25 protein-coding genes are annotated in these 19053 nt (G+C 60.8%); 18 read left to right on the top strand and 7 right to left on the bottom strand.

Going from position 1 to position 19053, the window contains the following annotated elements:
- Window positions 1-3: 3 nt before the first annotated feature.
- Together pilH and pilG are read right to left on the bottom strand one after the other, a co-directional pair.
- Window positions 4-369 carry a twitching motility response regulator PilH gene (gene pilH / locus AC0Z4S_RS15515; protein ID WP_039757553.1) on the bottom strand — a complete coding sequence of 122 codons (366 nt, stop codon included), beginning with the start codon at window positions 367-369 and terminating at the stop codon, window positions 4-6.
- Window positions 370-429: 60 nt separating this feature from the next.
- Window positions 430-834, bottom strand: coding sequence for a twitching motility response regulator PilG (gene pilG, locus AC0Z4S_RS15510; protein ID WP_016772743.1), 405 nt, complete (start codon window positions 832-834; stop codon window positions 430-432).
- Between the two features lie 225 nt (window positions 835-1059).
- On the opposite strand from pilG, the gene gshB reads away from it, so the two are divergent.
- The 7 genes from gshB (at window position 1060) to AC0Z4S_RS15475 (ending at window position 7071) form a co-directional block, all read left to right on the top strand.
- A complete protein-coding gene (gene gshB / locus AC0Z4S_RS15505; RefSeq protein ID WP_485623650.1) occupies window positions 1060-2031 on the top strand; it encodes a glutathione synthase in 972 nt (323 codons plus the stop codon).
- A 107-nt stretch (window positions 2032-2138) separates the two neighbouring features.
- A complete protein-coding gene (locus tag AC0Z4S_RS15500) occupies window positions 2139-3038 on the top strand; it encodes an energy transducer TonB (protein WP_329515635.1) in 900 nt (299 codons plus the stop codon).
- A gap of 135 nt (window positions 3039-3173) precedes the next feature.
- Window positions 3174-3746, top strand: a complete 573-nt coding sequence (locus AC0Z4S_RS15495) for a YqgE/AlgH family protein (RefSeq protein ID WP_329515636.1) — start codon at window positions 3174-3176, stop codon at window positions 3744-3746.
- Window positions 3746-4183, top strand: a complete 438-nt coding sequence (gene ruvX / locus AC0Z4S_RS15490) for a Holliday junction resolvase RuvX (protein ID WP_016772738.1) — start codon at window positions 3746-3748, stop codon at window positions 4181-4183. Before AC0Z4S_RS15495 ends, ruvX begins: the two co-directional genes overlap by 1 nt.
- A gap of 81 nt (window positions 4184-4264) precedes the next feature.
- Complete coding sequence (gene pyrR / locus AC0Z4S_RS15485) at window positions 4265-4771, top strand: bifunctional pyr operon transcriptional regulator/uracil phosphoribosyltransferase PyrR (RefSeq protein ID WP_016772737.1); 507 nt, start codon at window positions 4265-4267, stop codon at window positions 4769-4771.
- 27 nt (window positions 4772-4798) lie between these two features.
- On the top strand, window positions 4799-5803 hold the full coding sequence (locus AC0Z4S_RS15480; protein ID WP_016772736.1) for an aspartate carbamoyltransferase catalytic subunit: 1005 nt from the start codon (window positions 4799-4801) through the stop codon (window positions 5801-5803).
- Window positions 5800-7071, top strand: a complete 1272-nt coding sequence (locus AC0Z4S_RS15475) for a dihydroorotase (protein WP_281891782.1) — start codon at window positions 5800-5802, stop codon at window positions 7069-7071. The genes AC0Z4S_RS15480 and AC0Z4S_RS15475 overlap by 4 nt, the downstream gene beginning before the upstream one ends.
- A 95-nt stretch (window positions 7072-7166) precedes the next feature.
- Here the strand turns inward: AC0Z4S_RS15475 and AC0Z4S_RS15470 are convergent, their stop codons facing one another.
- Complete coding sequence (locus AC0Z4S_RS15470) at window positions 7167-7601, bottom strand: NINE protein (RefSeq protein ID WP_039757549.1); 435 nt, start codon at window positions 7599-7601, stop codon at window positions 7167-7169.
- Between the two features lie 248 nt (window positions 7602-7849).
- Here AC0Z4S_RS15470 and AC0Z4S_RS15465 point away from each other — a divergent pair, with 248 nt between their 5' ends.
- Window positions 7850-8467, top strand: a complete 618-nt coding sequence (locus AC0Z4S_RS15465; RefSeq protein ID WP_042606566.1) for a C40 family peptidase — start codon at window positions 7850-7852, stop codon at window positions 8465-8467.
- Between the two features lie 94 nt (window positions 8468-8561).
- Here AC0Z4S_RS15465 and AC0Z4S_RS15460 read toward each other — a convergent pair whose 3' ends face one another.
- Entirely contained in the window at window positions 8562-9596 is a 1035-nt protein-coding gene (locus tag AC0Z4S_RS15460) for a type IV pilus twitching motility protein PilT (protein WP_016772732.1), read from the bottom strand.
- Window positions 9597-9652: 56 nt separating this feature from the next.
- Here AC0Z4S_RS15460 and AC0Z4S_RS15455 point away from each other — a divergent pair, with 56 nt between their 5' ends.
- From AC0Z4S_RS15455 to AC0Z4S_RS15410, 10 genes are all read left to right on the top strand, one after another.
- Complete coding sequence (locus AC0Z4S_RS15455; protein ID WP_485623649.1) at window positions 9653-10339, top strand: YggS family pyridoxal phosphate-dependent enzyme; 687 nt, start codon at window positions 9653-9655, stop codon at window positions 10337-10339.
- Between the two features lie 23 nt (window positions 10340-10362).
- Window positions 10363-11181 (top strand): pyrroline-5-carboxylate reductase, encoded by an 819-nt coding sequence (proC, locus tag AC0Z4S_RS15450; protein ID WP_485623648.1) that lies wholly within the window; start codon window positions 10363-10365, stop codon window positions 11179-11181.
- Window positions 11182-11192: 11 nt separating this feature from the next.
- Window positions 11193-11783, top strand: a complete 591-nt coding sequence (locus AC0Z4S_RS15445) for a YggT family protein (RefSeq protein WP_039757546.1) — start codon at window positions 11193-11195, stop codon at window positions 11781-11783.
- A 205-nt stretch (window positions 11784-11988) separates the two neighbouring features.
- Window positions 11989-13128, top strand: coding sequence for a homoserine O-succinyltransferase MetX (gene metX / locus AC0Z4S_RS15440; RefSeq protein ID WP_064364749.1), 1140 nt, complete (start codon window positions 11989-11991; stop codon window positions 13126-13128).
- A gap of 7 nt (window positions 13129-13135) precedes the next feature.
- Window positions 13136-13756, top strand: a complete 621-nt coding sequence (gene metW, locus AC0Z4S_RS15435) for a methionine biosynthesis protein MetW (RefSeq protein ID WP_039757544.1) — start codon at window positions 13136-13138, stop codon at window positions 13754-13756.
- A gap of 26 nt (window positions 13757-13782) precedes the next feature.
- On the top strand, window positions 13783-14217 hold the full coding sequence (locus AC0Z4S_RS15430; RefSeq protein WP_253496794.1) for a DUF4426 domain-containing protein: 435 nt from the start codon (window positions 13783-13785) through the stop codon (window positions 14215-14217).
- Window positions 14214-14810: an RdgB/HAM1 family non-canonical purine NTP pyrophosphatase gene (rdgB, locus tag AC0Z4S_RS15425; RefSeq protein WP_485623647.1), complete on the top strand. Its 597-nt coding sequence runs from the start codon at window positions 14214-14216 to the stop codon at window positions 14808-14810. Before AC0Z4S_RS15430 ends, rdgB begins: the two co-directional genes overlap by 4 nt.
- A complete protein-coding gene (gene hemW / locus AC0Z4S_RS15420) occupies window positions 14807-16012 on the top strand; it encodes a radical SAM family heme chaperone HemW (RefSeq protein ID WP_485623646.1) in 1206 nt (401 codons plus the stop codon). Before rdgB ends, hemW begins: the two co-directional genes overlap by 4 nt.
- Window positions 16013-16034: 22 nt before the next feature.
- Entirely contained in the window at window positions 16035-16358 is a 324-nt protein-coding gene (locus AC0Z4S_RS15415; protein ID WP_008083808.1) for a DUF3392 domain-containing protein, read from the top strand.
- Between the two features lie 139 nt (window positions 16359-16497).
- Complete coding sequence (locus tag AC0Z4S_RS15410; RefSeq protein ID WP_485623645.1) at window positions 16498-17046, top strand: RNA 2'-phosphotransferase; 549 nt, start codon at window positions 16498-16500, stop codon at window positions 17044-17046.
- A gap of 118 nt (window positions 17047-17164) precedes the next feature.
- Here AC0Z4S_RS15410 and trmB read toward each other — a convergent pair whose 3' ends face one another.
- The 3 genes from trmB to thiS form a co-directional block, all read right to left on the bottom strand.
- Window positions 17165-17890, bottom strand: a complete 726-nt coding sequence (gene trmB / locus AC0Z4S_RS15405; RefSeq protein ID WP_016772721.1) for a tRNA (guanosine(46)-N7)-methyltransferase TrmB — start codon at window positions 17888-17890, stop codon at window positions 17165-17167.
- A 9-nt stretch (window positions 17891-17899) separates the two neighbouring features.
- Entirely contained in the window at window positions 17900-18694 is a 795-nt protein-coding gene (locus AC0Z4S_RS15400) for a thiazole synthase (RefSeq protein ID WP_007964131.1), read from the bottom strand.
- Between the two features lie 61 nt (window positions 18695-18755).
- Complete coding sequence (thiS, locus tag AC0Z4S_RS15395) at window positions 18756-18956, bottom strand: sulfur carrier protein ThiS (RefSeq protein ID WP_253496807.1); 201 nt, start codon at window positions 18954-18956, stop codon at window positions 18756-18758.
- Window positions 18957-19053: the final 97 nt, after the last annotated feature.

The raw sequence follows: 19053 nt of genomic DNA, 5'->3' as shown, positions 1-19053 counted from the left end.
CGATCAGCCTTTGAGCACGTTGTTCAGGGTCTTGATCAGGGTGTCTTCGTCGACCGGTTTGGTCAGGTAATCCTTGGCGCCCTGGCGAGTGCCCCAGACCTTGTCGGTTTCCTGATCCTTGGTGGTGATGATGATCACCGGGATGTGCGCGGTGTCGGCATCCTTGGTCAGCTGCCGGGTCGCCTGAAAACCGTTGAGGCCGGGCATGACGATGTCCATGAGCACCGCGTCGGGTTTTTCCTGACGGGCCAGGGCCACGCCGTCGGCGCCGTTCTCGGCCTTGAGCACTTCATGGCCGTGCTTTTCGAGCATGCCGGTGAGTTTGTACATTTCAGTCGGCGAATCATCGACGATCAGGATACGTGCCATGGTCTTCCCCATTTTTCTGGTCGACTGCCGGCCCGCTGGCCGAGCGTCACTGTGCGTGTCTTACTGCGGCAAAACGGCGGCGAAGCCCGGAACATGGGCCTGGATCGCGTTGAGCAGTTCTTCTTTGCTGAACGGTTTGGTCAGAAATTGATCAGAGCCGACAATCCGCCCCTTGGCCTTGTCGAACAACCCGTCCCTGGATGAAAGCATGATCACCGGCGTCGCCTTGAAGGCGCTGTTGTTCTTGATCAGGGCGCAGGTCTGATAACCGTCCAGACGCGGCATCATGATGTCGACAAAGATGATCCCGGGATGGTGGTCGGCGATCTTCGCCAGCGCATCGAAACCGTCGATGGCGGTGATCACTTCGCAACCGACGTTCTTCAACAATGTTTCGGCGGTGCGGCGAATCGTTTTCGAGTCGTCGATCACCATGACCTTCAAGGCGCTGGACTGCTGTTCCATAAGAGGGTTCTACCGTCGCCTTTGCGAATCAAATTGTCCGTTTTGCTGTGAATAATGGCCTGAAACCCTTGATAGCCAAGGGCCGGCGCGATCTGCCAGCCTTTTTAGCACAGTCTCCAGATGCAATCTATCGACGGGTTTTTCCTTGACCCGAAACCCGCCCGGCGCCACTCTGGCGGCACTTTTTCAATACCGATCCGGTAGCCAAATTTCGAGGAAAACCCAATGAGCGTTCGCGTCGGGATTGTCATGGACCCTATCGCCAGCATCTCCTATAAAAAGGATAGCTCGCTGGCCATGCTGCTGGCCGCGCAGAAGCGTGGCTGGGAACTGTTCTACATGGAACAGAAAGACCTGTATCAGGCCGAAGGCCAGGCGCGGGCGCGGATGAGCCCGCTGAAAGTCTTCGCCAACCCGGACAAATGGTTCGAACTGGACGCCGAGCAGGACAAGCTGCTGAGCGAGCTGGACGTGATCCTGATGCGCAAGGATCCGCCGTTCGATATGGAATTCGTCTACTCCACCTACCTGCTGGAACAGGCCGAAGCCGCCGGCGTGCTGGTGGTGAACAAGCCGCAGAGCCTGCGCGACTGCAATGAAAAGCTGTTCGCCACGCTGTTCCCGCAGTGCACGCCGCCGACCATCGTCAGCCGTCGCCCGGATGTACTGCGCCAGTTCGCCGACCATCACGGCGACGTGATCCTCAAGCCGCTGGACGGCATGGGCGGTTCGTCGATCTTCCGCCACACCGCCGGCCACCCGAACCTCTCGGTGATCCTCGAAACCCTGACCCTGCACGGCAAGCAGCAGATCATGATTCAGGGTTACCTGCCGGCGATCGTCGATGGCGACAAGCGCATCCTGATGATCGATGGCGAGCCGGTGGATTACTGCCTGGCGCGGATTCCGGCTCTGGGCGAAACCCGTGGCAACCTCGCCGCCGGTGGCCGGGGCGAAGCGCGTCCGCTGACCGAGAAGGATCGCTGGATCGCCGCCCAGGTCGGCCCGACCCTGCGCGAGAAAGGCCTGCTGTTTGTCGGCCTCGACGTGATCGGCGAGCACCTGACCGAAATCAACGTCACCAGCCCGACCTGCATCCGCGAAATCGACAATGCATTTGGCACTGATATCGGCGGCATGCTGATGGATGCAATCGATAAAAAGCTGCAAGCGGCCGGCAAAAAGCCAAAAGCCTGATGCACGTCACATGCAGTCTGTCGCTTGAAGCGTGAAGCCCAAGGCGCGAAACCAACATTGCGTTATCATGCGCAGCCTCTGAAAAACGCGATGTTGGTTTTCTTGTCATGACCCTCCCGTCCGATCTGCCCGCTGAACTCGCCCATCGTGGCGTGCGCCCGGCCGATCGCCTCGGTTTTACCCTGTTTCTCGCGGCGCTGATTCATTTGGCGCTGCTGCTGGGCGTCGGCTTCACCATGGTCGAGCCGCAGCAGATCAGCAAAACCCTGGAAATCACCCTGGCCACCTTCAAGGCCGAGAAGAAGCCGGAAAAGGCAGATTTTCTCGCCCAGGAAAATCAGGAAGGCAGTGGCACGCTGGACAAGAAAGCCCTGCCCAAGACCACTGAAGTCGCGCCGTTCCAGGACAATCAGGTCAAAAAAGTCACCCCGCCACCCGCGGCCAAGCCAGAAGTGCAGGAAGCCGCACCCAAAGCAGCGGTGACCACCGTCGCGCCAAAACCGAAGAAAGCGCCGACCAAAAAAGAAGAAAGCAAAACCGAGGTCAAACCGACCGTCGATGCGCCGGCGTTCGACAGCTCGCAGCTGTCCAGCGACATCGCCAGCCTCGAAGCGGAACTGGCCAAGGAACAACAGCTGTACGCCAAGCGCCCGCGTATCCACCGCTTGAGCGCGGCGTCGACCATGCGCGACAAGGGCGCCTGGTACAAGGACGACTGGCGCAAGAAGGTCGAGCGCATCGGCAACCTCAACTACCCCGAAGAAGCCCGACGCAAGCAGATCTACGGCAATCTGCGCCTGATGGTCTCGATCAACCGCGACGGCTCGCTGTATGAAGTGCTGGTGCTCGAATCCTCCGGCCAGCCGCTGCTGGATCAGGCGGCGCAGCGTATCGTCCGTCTGGCCGCGCCGTTTGCACCGTTTACCGGCGATCTGTCGGATATCGACCGCCTGGAAATCATCCGCACCTGGAAATTTGCCCGGGGCGACAAACTCTCAAGCAATTAAGAGCAAAATCAAAAGATCGCAGCCTTCGGCAGCTCCTACAGTGGGCCTGCGTACACCCTGTAGGAGCTGCCGAAGGCTGCGATCTTTTAAAGCCTCAGCTTGTCAGTTCGCCCTTGCGACGCCACACTAGCGCTCATGAAAAACGTCAGCCCCAGCTACCTCAAGCATCACTTCCTGATCGCCATGCCACACATGGCCGACCCGAACTTTGCCCACACCTTGACCTACATCGTCGAGCACACGGCCAATGGCGCTATGGGGATTGTGGTCAACAGGCCGCAAGAGCTGAATCTGGCCGACATCCTCGAGCAATTGCGCCCGGACATCGACCCGCCAGCACTGTGCCAGCACGTACCCATCTTCATCGGCGGCCCGGTGCAGACCGATCGCGGTTTTGTCCTGCACCCGGCGGGCAAAACCTTCCAGGCCACTGCGCAACTGGACGGCGATCTGGCTCTTTCGACTTCGCAGGACGTGCTGTTCGCCATCGCTGACGGCGTCGGTCCGGCGAAAAGCCTGATTGCCCTCGGTTACGCCGGCTGGGAAGCCGGGCAGCTGGAAGCGGAACTTGCCGACAACGCCTGGCTGACCTGCCCGTACGACGCCGACATTCTCTTCAACACCAGCAGCGAATTGCGTCTCGAAGCCGCGGCGCGGCACCTGGGCATCGATCTCAATCTGCTCACCAGCCAGGCAGGTCACGCCTGATGGCCCTGCGCCTGATTCTCGGCTTCGACTACGGCACCAAACAGATCGGCGTCGCGGTCGGCCAGGTCATCACCGGCCAGGCCCGCGAGCTGTGCACTTTGAAAGCGCAGAACGGCGTGCCGAACTGGGATCAGGTCGAAGCGCTGATAAAAGAATGGAAACCCGACGCCGTGGTGGTCGGCCTGCCATTGAACATGGACGGCACGCCCAGCGAGATGTGCGTGCGCGCCGAGAAATTCGCCCGCCGCCTCAACGGCCGCTACAACCTGCCCTTCTATACCCACGACGAACGCCTGACCACTTTCGAAGCCAAGGGCGAGCGACTGGTGCGTGGCGGGCAGAAAGGCAGTTACCGCGACAACCCGGTGGACGCCATCGCCGCCGCCCTGCTGCTGCAGGGCTGGCTCGATGAAAACACTGCATTGTTTGAATCCTGACAAGCGCTTCGGCGCTTTTCTTTTGGTTATAAACCGAGCTTCGTCCGGCAGGACGCAGCGCGGATTCACGAAGGAGCAACCATGAGCCTGCCCAATCCCGCCGATCTGATCAGCCAGATGGCGACCCGCCTCAAGGCGCACCTTGCCCAGCGTGACATCAGCGAACCGCGTTACATCGGCATCCGCACCGGCGGCATCTGGGTCGCGCAGGCGCTGCTCAAGGAACTGAACAGCGATGCGCCACTGGGCACGCTGGATGTGTCCTTCTATCGCGATGACTTCAGCCAGAACGGCCTGCACCCGCAAGTGCGCCCGTCCGCCCTGCCCTTCGAGATCGAAGGCCAGCATCTGGTGCTGATCGACGACGTGCTGATGAGCGGTCGGACTATCCGCGCCGCGATGAATGAACTGTTCGATTACGGCCGCCCGGCCAGCGTCACTCTGGTCTGCCTGCTGGATCTGGACGCCGGTGAGCTGCCGATCCGCCCGAACGTGGTCGGCGCCACCCTGACCCTGGCCGGCAACCAGCGGGTCAAGCTGTCCGGCCCCGAGCCGCTGACCCTCGAACTGCAAGACGTCACCCTTTAATCCGCCCTATTGAGAGTCCCCCTCGCGATGACGCCTCTAGATACCAAGCGCCCGCTGCAGCTCAATGATCAGGGCCAGCTGCGCCACTTCCTCTCGCTCGACGGCTTGCGCCGCGAGTTGCTGACGGAAATCCTCGACACTGCCGACTCGTTCCTCGAAGTCGGTGCCCGGGCGGTGAAGAAAGTCCCGTTGCTGCGCGGCAAGACCGTGTGCAACGTGTTCTTCGAAAACTCCACGCGCACCCGCACCACGTTTGAACTGGCGGCCCAGCGGCTGTCGGCGGACGTGATCACCCTGAACGTGTCGACATCGTCGGCAAGCAAGGGCGAAACGTTACTCGATACCCTGCGCAACCTTGAGGCCATGGCCGCCGACATGTTTGTCGTGCGCCACGGTGATTCCGGCGCCGCGCACTTCATCGCCGAGCATGTCTGCCCGCAAGTGGCGATCATCAACGGCGGTGACGGCCGACACGCCCACCCGACCCAGGGCATGCTCGACATGCTCACCATTCGTCGGCACAAGGGCGGTTTCGAAAACCTTTCGGTGGCGATCGTCGGCGACATCCTGCATTCGCGGGTGGCGCGCTCTAACATGCTCGCTTTGAAAACCCTCGGTTGCCCGGATATCCGCGTGATTGCGCCGAAAACCCTGCTACCGATCGGCATCGAGCAATACGGCGTCAAGGTCTACACCGACATGGCCGAAGGCCTGAAAGACGTCGACGTGGTGATAATGCTGCGCCTGCAACGTGAGCGCATGACCGGCGGCCTGCTGCCGAGCGAGGGCGAGTTCTATCGCCTGTTCGGTCTGACCACCGCGCGTCTGGCCGGGGCCAAACCGGATTGCATCGTCATGCACCCGGGGCCGATTAACCGTGGCGTGGAGATCGAATCGGCGGTGGCCGATGGTCCGCACTCGGTCATCCTCAACCAGGTCACCTACGGCATCGCGATTCGTATGGCCGTGTTGTCCATGGCCATGAGCGGGCAAACCGCCCAGCGCCAATTCGAGCAGGAGAACGCCCAGTGAAGCTCAGCATTCTCGGCGCACGCGTCATCGATCCCAGCAGCGGCCTGGATCAAATCACCGATATCCACGTTGAAGCCTGCAAGATCGTCGCCCTTGGCGCCGCACCGGCCGGTTTCAGCGCAGTAGAAACCATCGATGCCCAAGGCCTGGTCGCCGCGCCTGGTCTGGTCGACCTCAACGTTGCCCTGCGCGAGCCGGGTTACAGCCGCAAAGGCTCGATCGTCAGCGAAACCCGCGCCGCCGCTGCCGGTGGCGTGACCAGCCTGTGCTGCCCGCCGAAGACCAAACCGGTGCTCGACACCTCGGCCGTGGCTGAGCTGATCCTTGACCGCGCCCGCGAAGCCGGCAACACCAAGGTGTTCCCGATCGGCGCACTGAGCAAAGGTCTGGACGGTGAGCAACTGGCCGAACTGGTGGCCCTGCGTGACGCCGGTTGTGTGGCGTTCGGCAACGGTCTGGAGAGTTTCCGCAACAGCCGCACCCTGTGCCGGGCGCTGGAATATGCGGCGACCTTCGACCTGACGGTGATTTTCAACTCGCAGGATCACGATCTGGCCGAGGGCGGTCTCGCCCACGAAGGCGCAGTCGCCAGTTTCCTTGGCCTGCCGGGCATCCCGGAAACCGCCGAAACCGTGGCGCTGGCTCGCGATCTGCTGCTGGTCGAGCAGACCGGCGTGCGTGCGCACTTCAGCCAGTTGACCAGTGCGCGCGGCGTCGCCCTGATCGCCCAGGCGCAGGCCCGAGGCTTGAAAGTCACTGCCGATGTCGCGCTGTATCAGTTGATCCTGACTGACGAAGCGCTGATCGACTTCAACAGCCTCTATCACGTGCAACCGCCGCTGCGCACCCGCGCCGACCGCGATGGTTTGCGTGAAGCGGTGAAGTCCGGCGTAGTCTCGGCGATCTCCAGCCATCACCAGCCCCACGAGCGCGACGCCAAACTGGCACCGTTCGGCGCCACCGAGCCGGGCATCAGCAGCGTTGAGTTGCTGCTGCCGCTGGCGATGACGCTGGTCGAGGATGGTTTGCTCGATCTGCCGACGCTGTTGGCTCGTTTGAGCGCAGGCCCGGCCGAAGCGTTGCGTCTGCCGGCGGGCAAACTGGCGGTGGGTGGTGCGGCGGATATTGTGCTGTTCGATCCGAAGGCATCGACGGTGGCCGGTGAGCACTGGCTGTCGAAGGGCGAGAATTGCCCGTTCATCGGGCACAGTCTGCCGGGTGTCGTTCGCTATACGCTGGTGGATGGGCGGATTACTCACAAGGCCTAAAAAGCAAAAGATCGCAGCCTTCGGCAGCTCCTACTTTGGAATGCATTTCCCTGTAGGAGCTGCCGCAGGCTGCGATCTTTTGATCTGGCAAAAACTTACTGGAAGGCGCCGCGATTCTGCGCGTTGCGCACCGATACCTGATCGTTCAGCGTCCAGAAGTCATACAGCACGCCAATAAAGAACAATCCCCCGGTCAACAGATACAGCAAGCCGCTGATCCATTTGCCCTGATACATGCGGTGCACGCCGAACACACCGAGGAAGGTCAGCAGGATCCACGCAACGTTGTACTCGATCGGCCCGGCGGCAAAGCGCAGGTCCGCTTCGCGATCCATCGCCGGGATCAGAAACACGTCGATCAGCCAGCCAATCCCCAGCAAACCGAAGGTGAAAAACCAGATCGTCCCGGTCACCGGTTTGCCGTAATAAAAGCGGTGCGCTCCCGTGAATCCGAAAATCCAAAGCAGATAGCCGATGACCTTGCTGTGAGTGTCTTTTTCTTTCACGCGGGGTAGCTGATAGCTGTTCATTAAGACCTCATTGCACTCGATAGATAAATATTCTTCATTTCTTTGTGACTTTTTTACAGGTGGCCGACGTATGGCAAATGTTACCGTTGCTAGCGCGAAACCCTTGTAGAACCTGACTTCTGTCGGACAATTGCGTACTTTTTGAGCGTTTTTGGTTCCGTAGCCGGCCGAATGAATCGATGAACGGCCTCGGAACGGCAAAAAAAGCTGTTATAAAGTTGCGCGCTATCACTTACGAGCCACGCCTAATGCGACCATTTTTCAAGACATGGCTGACTATTTGCCTATTAATGCCACTGGCCGCCCACGCCACCAATCGTGAGCAACGTCTTCCTAACGTTAACGGCTTTACCCCTAAATCCCATGCTTCGGCTCCAGCGAGCAAAAGCAGCAAGAGCAAAACCACCACGCTGAGCAGCAAAAGCCGCAGCAAGCTGGTGCCACCGATGGCGAGCAAGGAAAGCAGCAATGTGCTGAGCCGTGCGGTAAACGTCCTCGGTACACCTTATCGTTGGGGCGGCAGCAGCCCAAGTAAAGGCTTCGATTGCAGCGGTCTGGTGAAATACGCGTTCAACGACGCTACGTTCGACCTGCCACGCACCTCCAACGCCATGGCCAGCGGTCACGGCGAGAAAGTCGAGCGCAAGGATCTGAAGCCGGGCGACCTGATTTTCTTCAACATCAAGAGTCGTCGGGTCAACCATGTTGCCATCTACCTGGGCAACGACCGCTTCATCCACGCCCCGCGCCGTGGCAAAGCGGTGAGCATCGATACGCTGAACAAGCCCTACTGGGAAAAGCATTACGTCGTGGCCAAGCGCGTGTTGCCGAAAGAGCAACAGCAGCTGCGTGTAGTCCAGCGTTAAAGATCGAAAGATCGCAGCCTTCGGCAGCTCCTACATTGGGATCAGCGTTTCCCTGTAGGAGCTGCCGAAGGCTGCGATCTTTTGCTTTTGGCTGCTAGAAATTATCCGGCGTACGCGCTTTCTCGCGGGCATGCTCGCGGCTGATCAAGCCCTTGGTCACCAGATCCTTCAGGCACATGTCCAGCGTCTGCATGCCCAGCGACCCACCGGTCTGAATCGCTGAATACATCTGCGCCACCTTGTCCTCGCGGATCAGGTTACGGATCGCCGACGTCCCCAGCATGATTTCATGCGCCGCCACCCGCCCGCCGCCGATCTTCTTGATCAACGTCTGCGACACCACCGCCAGCAACGACTCCGAGAGCATCGAACGCACCATCGACTTCTCGTCGCCGGGGAACACGTCGACCACACGGTCGATGGTCTTCGCCGCCGAGGTCGTGTGCAGCGTGCCGAACACCAGATGCCCGGTCTCGGCGGCGGTCAGCGCCAGGCGAATGGTTTCCAGATCGCGCATCTCGCCGACCAGAATCACGTCCGGATCTTCACGCAACGCCGAGCGCAGCGCGGTGGCGAAGCTGCGGGTATCGCGATGGACCTCGCGCTGATTGATCAGGCATTTGCGCGATTCGTGGACAAACTCGATGGGGTCTTCAATGGTGAGGATGTGGTGATGGCGATGGGTGTTGAGGTAATCGATCATTGCCGCCAGCGTGGTCGATTTGCCGGAACCGGTCGGCCCGGTCACCAGCACCAGCCCGCGCGGCGCATCGGTGATCTTGCGGAAAACATCGCCCATGGCGAGGTCTTCCATGCTCAGCACTTTCGACGGAATGGTGCGGAACACCGCGCCGGCGCCTCGGTTCTGGTTGAACGCGTTAACCCGAAACCGCGCCACGCCGGGCACATCAAAGGAAAAATCGGTTTCCAGATTTTTCTCGAATTCGATGCGCTGCGTGTCGTTCATGATGTCGTAGATCAGATCGTGCACTTGCTTGTGATCCAGCGCCGGCAGATTGATCCGTCGCACATCGCCATCGACACGAATCATCGGCGGCAGCCCTGCCGACAGGTGCAGGTCGGATGCGCCCTGTTTGGCGCTGAAGGCCAGCAGTTCAGTGATATCCATAGCGTCCCTCAATTCCAGTAGAATGCCGCGAACCTACAGACCGCCGGCGCCTCTTGATGTCCACGATAGCAGACAACATCCTTCAGGTTAGTTCGCGCATCCAGGCAGCGGCGAAAGCTGCGCACCGCGACGAAAACAGCATTCATTTGCTCGCCGTGAGCAAGACCAAACCCGCCCAGGCCCTGCGTGAAGCCTATGCCGCCGGCCTGCGCGACTTCGGCGAGAACTACTTGCAGGAAGCCTTGGGCAAACAGCTGGAGCTGGCCGACCTGCCCTTGATCTGGCACTTCATCGGCCCCATTCAATCGAACAAGACTCGCGCGATTGCCGAGCATTTCGATTGGGTGCACTCCGTGGATCGTCTGAAAATTGCCCAACGCCTGTCCGAACAGCGCCCGGCCGAACTGCCGCCGCTGAACATCTGCATTCAGGTCAATGTCAGCGGCGAGGCTAGCAAATCCGGTTGCACGCCGGCCGATCTGCCGACGCTGGCCGAGGCCATCAGCGCCCTGCCCCGGCTGAAACTGCGCGGGCTGATGGCGATTCCCGAGCCGACCGAGGCGCGCGCCGAACAGGACGCTGCTTTCGCCGCCGTGCAGACCTTGCAGGCGAGCCTCAAGCTGCCGCTCGACACCTTGTCCATGGGCATGAGCCACGACCTCGAGTCGGCCATCGCCCAGGGCGCCACCTGGGTGCGGATCGGTACCGCGCTGTTTGGCGCCAGAGATTATTCCCAGTCTTGAACGTTTCCAGATAAGGACCACACATGAGCAACACACGTATTGCGTTTATCGGTGCGGGCAACATGGCGGCCAGTCTGATTGGCGGCCTGCGCGCCAAGGGTCTGGAAGCGGCGCAGATCCGCGCCAGCGATCCGGGTGAAGAAACCCGCGCCAGGGTCAGCGCCGAACACGGCATCGAAACCTTCGCCGACAATGCCCAGGCCATCGATGGCGTCGATGTCATCGTGCTGGCGGTCAAACCACAGGCGATGAAAGCCGTGTGCGAGGCGATTTGCCCAAGCCTGAAACCGAATCAACTGGTGGTGTCGATCGCCGCCGGCATCACCTGCGCGAGCATGACCGCGTGGCTTGGCGAACAGCCAATCGTGCGCTGCATGCCGAACACCCCGGCGCTGTTGCGTCAGGGTGTCAGCGGTTTGTACGCGACCAGCGAAGTTACCGCCGAGCAGCGTCAGCAAGCCGAAGAGCTGCTGTCCGCGGTCGGCATCGCCCTGTGGCTGGAAGAAGAACAGCAACTGGACGCGGTCACCGCAGTGTCCGGCTCCGGCCCGGCGTACTTCTTCCTGCTGATCGAAGCCATGACCGCCGCCGGCGTCAAACTTGGCCTGCCAAAAGCAATCGCTGAGCAACTGACCGTGCAGACCGCTCTGGGCGCCGCGCATATGGCGGTGTCCAGCGATGTCGACGCCGCCGAATTACGTCGCCGCGTGACTTCGCCAAACGGCACCACGGAAGCTGCAATCAAATCATTCCAGGCTGGCGGCTTCGAAGCGCTGGTTGAAACCGCACTCGGCGCCGCCGCGCACCGCTCGGCCGAAATGGCTGAACAACTGGGCAAATAAAGGAGCCTTACATGATCGGATTGAACACCGCAGCGGTTTACGTGCTGCAAACCCTCGGCAGCCTGTACCTGCTGATCGTGCTGCTGCGCTTCGTCCTGCAACTGGTGCGGGCGAACTTCTACAACCCGCTGTGCCAATTCGTGGTCAAGGCCACTCAGCCGCTGCTCAAGCCTTTGCGCCGGATCATCCCGAGCCTGTTCGGCCTCGACATGTCGTCGCTGGTACTGGCGATCCTCGTGCAGTTGCTGCTGATGGCGCTGACCCTGCTGCTGACCTATGGCACCACCGGCAACCCGCTGCAACTGTTGATCTGGTCGCTGATCGGCGTCACCGCGCTGTTCCTGAAGATTTTCTTCTTCGCCCTGATCATCAGCGTGATTCTCTCGTGGGTCGCACCGGGCAGCCACAATCCGGGCGCCGAACTGGTCAACCAGATCTGCGAGCCGGCGCTGGCACCGTTCCGCCGCTTCCTGCCGAACCTGGGCGGGCTGGATCTGTCACCGATCTTCGCCTTCCTTGCGCTGAAATTGATCGACATGCTGGTGATCAACAATCTGGCGGCGATGACGATGATGCCGGAGATTTTGCGTTTGCTGATGTGAGCCAGTGCGTTCGGTCTGACTGACCGAGTCGCCTTTTTCGCGAGCAGGCTCGCTCCCACATTGGAATGCATTTCAACTGTGGGAGCGAGCCTGCTCGCGAATGGCTGCACCTCGGTCCGAAGCGAAAACGCCGGACCTGATCGTTGCTTGCCGCTAACCCCCACGGTCTTTAGACTTACGCCTCATTTCAACGAGAGCAGGGTCGATGCCAACTGCCTTTCCCGCCGATTCTGTTGGTCTGGTGACACCACAAACCGCGCACTTCAGCGAACCGCTGGCGCTGGCCTGTGGCCGTTCGCTGGCCGCTTATGACCTGATCTACGAAACCTACGGCACGCTGAACGCCCAGGCGAGCAACGCCGTGCTGATCTGCCACGCCTTGTCCGGCCACCACCACGCTGCCGGTTATCACAGCGTCGACGACCGCAAACCCGGCTGGTGGGACAGCTGCATCGGCCCCGGCAAGCCGATCGACACCAACAAGTTCTTCGTGGTCAGCCTGAACAACCTCGGCGGCTGCAACGGTTCCACCGGCCCGAGCAGCGTCAATCCGGAGACCGGCAAGCCGTTCGGCGCCGACTTCCCGGTGCTCACCGTCGAAGACTGGGTGCACAGCCAGGCGCGTCTGGCTGACCTGCTCGGCATCGGCCAGTGGGCGGCGGTGATCGGCGGCAGCCTCGGCGGCATGCAGGCGTTGCAATGGACCATCACCTACCCGGATCGAGTGCGGCACTGCCTGGCCATCGCCTCGGCACCAAAACTGTCGGCGCAGAACATCGCCTTCAACGAAGTCGCGCGCCAGGCGATCCTCACCGATCCAGAATTCCACGGCGGTTCGTTCCAGGAAGCGGGCGTGATCCCCAAGCGCGGGCTGATGCTGGCGCGGATGGTCGGCCACATCACTTACCTGTCCGACGACTCCATGGGCGAGAAATTCGGCCGTGGCCTGAAGAGCGAAAAGCTCAACTACGACTTCCACAGTGTCGAGTTCCAGGTCGAAAGCTATCTGCGTTATCAGGGCGAAGAGTTCTCCGGGCGCTTCGACGCCAATACCTATCTGCTGATGACCAAGGCGCTGGATTACTTCGATCCGGCGGCGAACTTCGACGATGATCTGGCGAAAACCTTCGAAAACGCCACGGCCAAATTCTGCGTGATGTCATTCACCACCGACTGGCGCTTCTCCCCGGCGCGTTCGCGGGAACTGGTGGATGCGCTGATGGCCGCGCGCAAGGACGTCAGCTACCTGGAAATCGACGCGCCGCAGGGCCACGACGCTTTCCTGATTCCGATCCCGCGTTACTTGCAGGCGTTCGGCAATTACATGAACCGCATTTCGTTGTGAGAAAGCCATGAGAGCTGATCTGGAAATCATCCAGGAATGGATCCCCGCCGGCAGCCGCGTCCTCGACCTCGGTTGCGGTGACGGCGAGCTGCTGACCTGGCTGCGCGACAACAAGAACGTCACCGGTTATGGCCTGGAAAACGACGCCGACAATATCGCCGAGTGCGTGGCCAAGGGCATCAACGTCATTGAGCAGGATCTGGACAAGGGCCTGGGCAACTTCGCCAGCAACAGTTTCGACATCGTCGTCATGACCCAGGCCCTGCAAGCGGTGCATTACCCGGACAGGATCCTCGACGAAATGCTCCGGGTCGGCCGCCAGTGCATCATCACCTTCCCCAACTTCGGCCACTGGCGCTGCCGCTGGTACCTGGCGAGCAAGGGCCGCATGCCGGTCTCCGAGTTCCTGCCCTACACCTGGTACAACACGCCGAACATTCACTTCTGCACCTTCGAGGATTTCGAAGAACTGTGCCGCGAACGTGATGCCAAGGTCATTGATCGGCTTGCCGTGGATCAACAGCACCGCCACGGGTGGGCCAGTAAGCTATGGCCTAATCTGTTAGGTGAAATCGGTATCTACCGCGTCAGCAGCCCGCAACTGGCGGACCACCGAGTCGCGGTCTGAACCAGGCCATTTCGAGGAGCACGAACATGAGTCGTCTAGCGTTGTTGTTACTCACTGCCTGCCTGAGCGCCGGCGCCCTGGCGGCGGACGTCATCAAAGGTGAACGCAAGGAAACCTTCGGTGACATCACGGTGCACTACAACACCTTCAACTCGACGTTTCTGCAACCGGACATTGCCAAGGCTGCCGAGCTGATTCGCAGCAAGAACCAGGGCGTGATCAACGTCTCGGTGGTCAAGGACGGCAAACCGCTGATCGCCAGCGTCACCGGCACGATCAAGGACCTGACCAGCAACAGCGTGCCGCTGAAATTCCGCCAGGTCACCGAACAGGGCGCGATCTACTACATCGCTCAGTACCCGGTACCGCAGCAGGAAACCCGCACCTTTGAAATCAAGGTGCAGAACGGCGACAAGATCAACACCATCAATTTCAACCAAGAACTTTTCCCCGGCGAATGATGAACATCAAGCAGCTCGTACTGGCCAGCCATAACGCCGGCAAACTCAAAGAACTCCAGGCCATGCTCGGCGACTCGGTGCAACTGCGCTCGATTGGCGAGTGGAGCAAGGTCGAGCCGGAAGAAACCGGCCTGTCGTTCGTCGAGAACGCGATCCTCAAGGCCCGCAACGCCGCGCGCATTTCCGGGCTGCCGGCACTGGCCGACGACTCCGGGCTGGCGGTGGATTTTCTTGGCGGTGCGCCGGGCATCTACTCGGCGCGTTATGCCGACGGCCAGGGCGACGCGGCGAACAACGCTAAATTGCTCGATGCACTGAAAGATGTGCCAGAAGCCGAGCGCGGTGCCCAGTTCGTTTGCGTGCTGGCGCTGGTGCGCCACGCCGATGATCCGCTGCCGATCCTCTGCGAAGGCCTGTGGCAAGGGCGCATCCTCACCGCAGCCAGCGGCGAACACGGTTTCGGTTATGACCCACTGTTCTGGGTGCCGGAGCGCGACTGCTCCAGTGCCGAGCTGAGCCCGGCCGACAAGAACCAGATCAGCCACCGCGCCCGTGCAATGGATCTGCTGCGCCAGCGTCTGGGCTTGAAATGACCACTGATTCTTCCGCGTCGTCGCTGATCATCGGCGGCGCCGCCTCCTCGCCTCGTGCGCCGCTGCCAACCCTGCCGCCCTTGGCGCTGTACATCCACATCCCGTGGTGTGTGCGCAAATGCCCGTATTGCGATTTCAACTCGCACACCGCCAGCCCGGTGCTGCCGGAGCAGGAATATGTCGACGCACTGCTGGCCGATCTCGATCAGGATCTGCACGCGGTGTATGGCCGTGAGCTGACTTCGATTTTCTTCGGTGGCGGGACGCCGAGCCTGTTCAGCGCCGAAGCCCTCGGGCGCTTGTTGAAGGGCGTCGAACAACGCATCCCGTTCGCCGCCGACATCGAAATCACCCTGGAAGCCAACCCGGGCACCTTCGAGCAAGAGAAGTTTGTCGCTTATCGCAAGCTGGGGATCAACCGGCTATCGATCGGTATCCAGAGCTTTCAGCAGGAGAAGCTTGAGGCCCTTGGCCGCATTCACAACGGCGACGAAGCCGTGCGTGCGGCGGGCATGGCGCGGCAGGCCGGGTTCGATAACTTCAACCTGGACTTGATGCACGGTTTGCCCGATCAGTCGCTGGACGATGCCTTGAGCGATCTGCGCCAGGCCATCGCGCTGCAGCCGACGCACATTTCCTGGTATCAGCTGACGCTTGAACCCAACACGGTGTTCTGGAATCAGCCGCCGGTGCTGCCGGAAGACGACACCCTGTGGGACATTCAGGAAGCCGGCCAGGCGCTGCTGGCCGAGTACGGTTACGCGCAATACGAAGTGTCGGCATATGCCCAGGCCGGGCGACCGGCGCGGCATAACCTCAATTACTGGAGTTTCGGCGACTTCATCGGCATCGGCGCCGGCGCCCATGGCAAGTTGAGTCACCCGGACGGGCGCATCGTGCGCACATGGAAAACCCGCCTGCCGAAGGATTATCTGAACCCGGCGAAAAGCTTTCAGGCCGGCGAGAAATCGCTGAGCAATGACGAGATGCCGTTCGAGTTCCTGATGAACGCCCTGCGCCTGACTGCCGGGGTCGAATCGCGCCTGTATCCGGAGCGCACCGGGCTGTCGCTGGACAGCCTCGCCGAAGGCCGGCGCGAGGCCGAACAAAGCGGTCTGTTGCAGGTCGAACCGTCACGCCTGGCGGCGACCGAACGCGGCCAGCTGTTTCTCAACGATTTGCTGCAACAATTTCTGAACTGACTTCAGCTCAAAGGGAAAACGCATGGATTTGATACTCGACCTGCTGGCAACCGTCTCCCGCTGGAGCCGCAGCAATCTCTCGGAAATCGCTTTGGCGCTGGTCGGTTGCCTGCTGGTGCTGTTCGGCGCTGACTTCAAAGGCTGGGTCGAGCAACGCCTGGGCAGCATCGCCGGCGCCCTGCGCGTGCCCCTGATGGCCCTGCTCTGCCTGATCGGCAGCGGCGCTGCGCTGATCTACGCCACGCCGTGGGTGATCAAAGGCCTGAGCCAGTTCAACAACTACAGCCTGGCACCGGTGCTGCTGGTAGTGCTGGTGTTGATCGGTGTGGTCGCCGACCGCCGCTGATTCCGCAAACCCCCCGAAACGAAATGTGGGAGCGAGCCTGCTCGCGAATACGGTGTGTCAGTCAACATCAGAGTTGAATGAACAACCGCTTTCGCGAGCAGGCTCGCTCCCACAGTTGATCGCAATGACAGGGAAGCTCATGAGTAAAAAGCTGCTGGATGAGACGAGCAAATTTCTTAGCTACGTATTGCGCCATGAGCCTCAGGCGATTGGGTTGACGCTGGATTCGGAAGGCTGGGCAGATATCGAAGCACTGATCAGCGGCGCTGCACGTGATGGTCGAAGCCTGGATCGCTCACTGATTGAAAACATCGTAGCGAGCAGCGACAAAAAGCGCTTTTCGATCTCGGAAGACGGCCAGTTCATTCGCGCCGTTCAGGGCCATTCGACGAAAAGCGTAGCGCTTCAACTGGAGGAAAAGCAGCCACCGCAAATGCTGTATCACGGTACGGCGACACGCTTCATGGACTCTATCAGCCAGCAAGGCTTGATCCCGGGACCGCGTCACCACGTGCATCTGTCGGAAGAGTCCGCCACTGCCTCAGCCGTAGGGCAACGCTACGGAACCGTGGTAATTCTGAGAGTCGCCGCGCAGCAAATGCAGGAGCAAGGCTTCAAGTTTTATCAGGCCGAAAATGGCGTCTGGCTGACAGACCACGTGCCTGTGCGCTTCATTACCACCCTTTAACTTCTGGCGAAACCGAAAACAACTGTAGGAGCTGCGGCACGCTGCGATCTTTTGATCTTCAAATCAAGATCAAAAGATCGCAGCGTGCCGCAGCTCCTACTGGGGTGTTGCGTGATGCTTAGGAGAGTTTTTCGAACTTCAGATCCCACACGCCATGGCCAAGGCGTTCGCCGCGGCGTTCGAACTTGGTGATCGGGCGTTCGGCCGGGCGTGGCACGCACTTGCCGTCTTCGGCGAGATTGCGGTAGCCCGGTGCGACGTTCATCACTTCCAGCATGTATTCGGCGTACGGTTCCCAGTCGGTGGCCATGTGCAGAATGCCGCCGACCTTGAGCTTGCTGCGCACCAGTTCGGCGAACGAGGCCTGAACGATGCGGCGCTTGTGGTGACGGCTCTTGTGCCACGGATCCGGGAAAAACAGCATCAGGCGATCGAGGCTGTTGTCGGCGATGCAGCGGTTGAGCACTTCGATCGCGTCGCAATCGTAGACCCGCAGGTTGGTCAGCCCCTGGGTCAGCACGCCATTGAGCAGCGCACCGACACCCGGACGGTGCACTTCGACACCGATGAAATCCTGCTCCGGCGCCGCGGCGGCCATTTCCAGCAGCGAGTGGCCCATGCCGAAACCGATTTCCAGCGAGCGCGGTGCCGAGCGGCCGAACACCTGGTCGTAATCGACCGGCGCATCGGCCAGCGGCAGCACGTACAGCGGCGCACCCTGATCCAGACCGCGTTGCTGGCCTTCGGTCATGCGCCCGGCGCGCATCACGAAACTCTTGATGCGGCGGTGTTGGCGCTCGTCGCCTTCGTCCGGCTGGACAGGCGTGTCGTTCGATTCAGTCATCAATGGCTCTTACTTGATCAGACCATCCAGCGGCGAAGAGGCGCTGGCATAGAGTTTTTTCGGCATGCGGCCGGCGAGGTACGCCAGGCGACCGGCGACGATGGCGTGCTGCATGGCTTGCGCCATCATGACCGGTTGCTGGGCGTGGGCGATGGCCGAGTTCATCAATACGGCGTCGCACCCCAGTTCCATGGCGATGGTCGCGTCGGAAGCAGTCCCGACACCGGCATCCACCAGCACCGGAATCTTCGCTTCTTCGAGGATGATCTGCAGGTTGTACGGATTGCAGATACCCAGACCGGAGCCGATCAGACCGGCCAGCGGCATCACGGCGATGCAGCCGATTTCCGCCAGTTGCCGGGCGATGATCGGGTCATCGCTGGTGTAGACCATCACGTCGAAGCCTTCCTTGACCAGGGTTTCGGCGGCCTTGAGGGTTTCGATCACGTTGGGGAACAGGGTCTTCTGGTCGGCCAGCACTTCCAGCTTCACCAGATTGTGGCCGTCGAGCAGTTCACGCGCGAGGCGGCAGGTGCGCACGGCTTCGATGGCGTCGTAGCAACCGGCGGTGTTCGGCAGAAAGGTGTAGCGATCCGGCGACAGCACTTCGAGCAGGTTCGGCTCGCCTTCGATCTGACCCAGATTTGTGCGGCGCACGGCGAAGGTGACGATCTCGGCACCCGAGGCTTCGATGGCCTGGCGGGTTTCTTCCATGTCACGGTACTTGCCGGTACCGACCAGCAAACGCGACTGGTAAGTACGACCGGCCAGCACAAAAGGCTTGTCGCTACGAACGATGCTCATGGGGAATCCTCTTTAAGGGTGAGGGTCTTGCAGAATTCTGTGCCCTTGCAGGCCGGAACAATCAGCCGCCGCCGATGGCGTGGACCACTTCGACGTTGTCGCCGTCGTTTAGCATGGTATCGGCATGCTGGCTGCGCGGGACGATGTCCAGATTGAGCTCTACGGCCACACGGCGTCCGGTCAGATCCAGACGAGTGATCAGGCCCGCAACGGTTTCACCGTCGGGCAATTCAAAGGACTCACCGTTCAACTGAATGCGCATGCACAACGCCGCCATCATTTTTAGGGGCAGGCATTCTAGCCCGATCAGTCAGGCTGACCCAAGCCATTCGTCTTGAAACCGGTCCGTGTAGGAGCTG

The organism is Pseudomonas sp. 1L-B-1-E-C1, assembly GCF_057291835.1.
Note: the sequence above shows the minus strand (reverse complement) of the source record. Positions and strands in the feature narration are given on the sequence as shown.

Coding starts and splice junctions, on each gene's coding strand:
- AC0Z4S_RS15480 (WP_016772736.1), top strand. CDS start 4,799: ATGACGCCTCTAGATACCAAGCGCCCGCTGCAGCTCAATGATCAGGGC.
- AC0Z4S_RS15465 (WP_042606566.1), top strand. CDS start 7,850: ATGCGACCATTTTTCAAGACATGGCTGACTATTTGCCTATTAATGCCA.
- AC0Z4S_RS15455 (WP_485623649.1), top strand. CDS start 9,653: ATGTCCACGATAGCAGACAACATCCTTCAGGTTAGTTCGCGCATCCAG.
- metX (WP_064364749.1), top strand. CDS start 11,989: ATGCCAACTGCCTTTCCCGCCGATTCTGTTGGTCTGGTGACACCACAA.
- pilH (WP_039757553.1), bottom strand. CDS start 369: ATGGCACGTATCCTGATCGTCGATGATTCGCCGACTGAAATGTACAAA.
- rdgB (WP_485623647.1), top strand. CDS start 14,214: ATGATGAACATCAAGCAGCTCGTACTGGCCAGCCATAACGCCGGCAAA.
- pilG (WP_016772743.1), bottom strand. CDS start 834: ATGGAACAGCAGTCCAGCGCCTTGAAGGTCATGGTGATCGACGACTCG.
- AC0Z4S_RS15500 (WP_329515635.1), top strand. CDS start 2,139: ATGACCCTCCCGTCCGATCTGCCCGCTGAACTCGCCCATCGTGGCGTG.
- AC0Z4S_RS15415 (WP_008083808.1), top strand. CDS start 16,035: ATGGATTTGATACTCGACCTGCTGGCAACCGTCTCCCGCTGGAGCCGC.
- AC0Z4S_RS15400 (WP_007964131.1), bottom strand. CDS start 18,694: ATGAGCATCGTTCGTAGCGACAAGCCTTTTGTGCTGGCCGGTCGTACT.
- pyrR (WP_016772737.1), top strand. CDS start 4,265: ATGAGCCTGCCCAATCCCGCCGATCTGATCAGCCAGATGGCGACCCGC.
- metW (WP_039757544.1), top strand. CDS start 13,136: ATGAGAGCTGATCTGGAAATCATCCAGGAATGGATCCCCGCCGGCAGC.
- AC0Z4S_RS15445 (WP_039757546.1), top strand. CDS start 11,193: ATGATCGGATTGAACACCGCAGCGGTTTACGTGCTGCAAACCCTCGGC.
- hemW (WP_485623646.1), top strand. CDS start 14,807: ATGACCACTGATTCTTCCGCGTCGTCGCTGATCATCGGCGGCGCCGCC.
- AC0Z4S_RS15460 (WP_016772732.1), bottom strand. CDS start 9,596: ATGGATATCACTGAACTGCTGGCCTTCAGCGCCAAACAGGGCGCATCC.
- AC0Z4S_RS15430 (WP_253496794.1), top strand. CDS start 13,783: ATGAGTCGTCTAGCGTTGTTGTTACTCACTGCCTGCCTGAGCGCCGGC.
- AC0Z4S_RS15495 (WP_329515636.1), top strand. CDS start 3,174: ATGAAAAACGTCAGCCCCAGCTACCTCAAGCATCACTTCCTGATCGCC.
- thiS (WP_253496807.1), bottom strand. CDS start 18,956: ATGCGCATTCAGTTGAACGGTGAGTCCTTTGAATTGCCCGACGGTGAA.
- ruvX (WP_016772738.1), top strand. CDS start 3,746: ATGGCCCTGCGCCTGATTCTCGGCTTCGACTACGGCACCAAACAGATC.
- proC (WP_485623648.1), top strand. CDS start 10,363: ATGAGCAACACACGTATTGCGTTTATCGGTGCGGGCAACATGGCGGCC.
- trmB (WP_016772721.1), bottom strand. CDS start 17,890: ATGACTGAATCGAACGACACGCCTGTCCAGCCGGACGAAGGCGACGAG.
- AC0Z4S_RS15410 (WP_485623645.1), top strand. CDS start 16,498: ATGAGTAAAAAGCTGCTGGATGAGACGAGCAAATTTCTTAGCTACGTA.
- gshB (WP_485623650.1), top strand. CDS start 1,060: ATGAGCGTTCGCGTCGGGATTGTCATGGACCCTATCGCCAGCATCTCC.
- AC0Z4S_RS15470 (WP_039757549.1), bottom strand. CDS start 7,601: ATGAACAGCTATCAGCTACCCCGCGTGAAAGAAAAAGACACTCACAGC.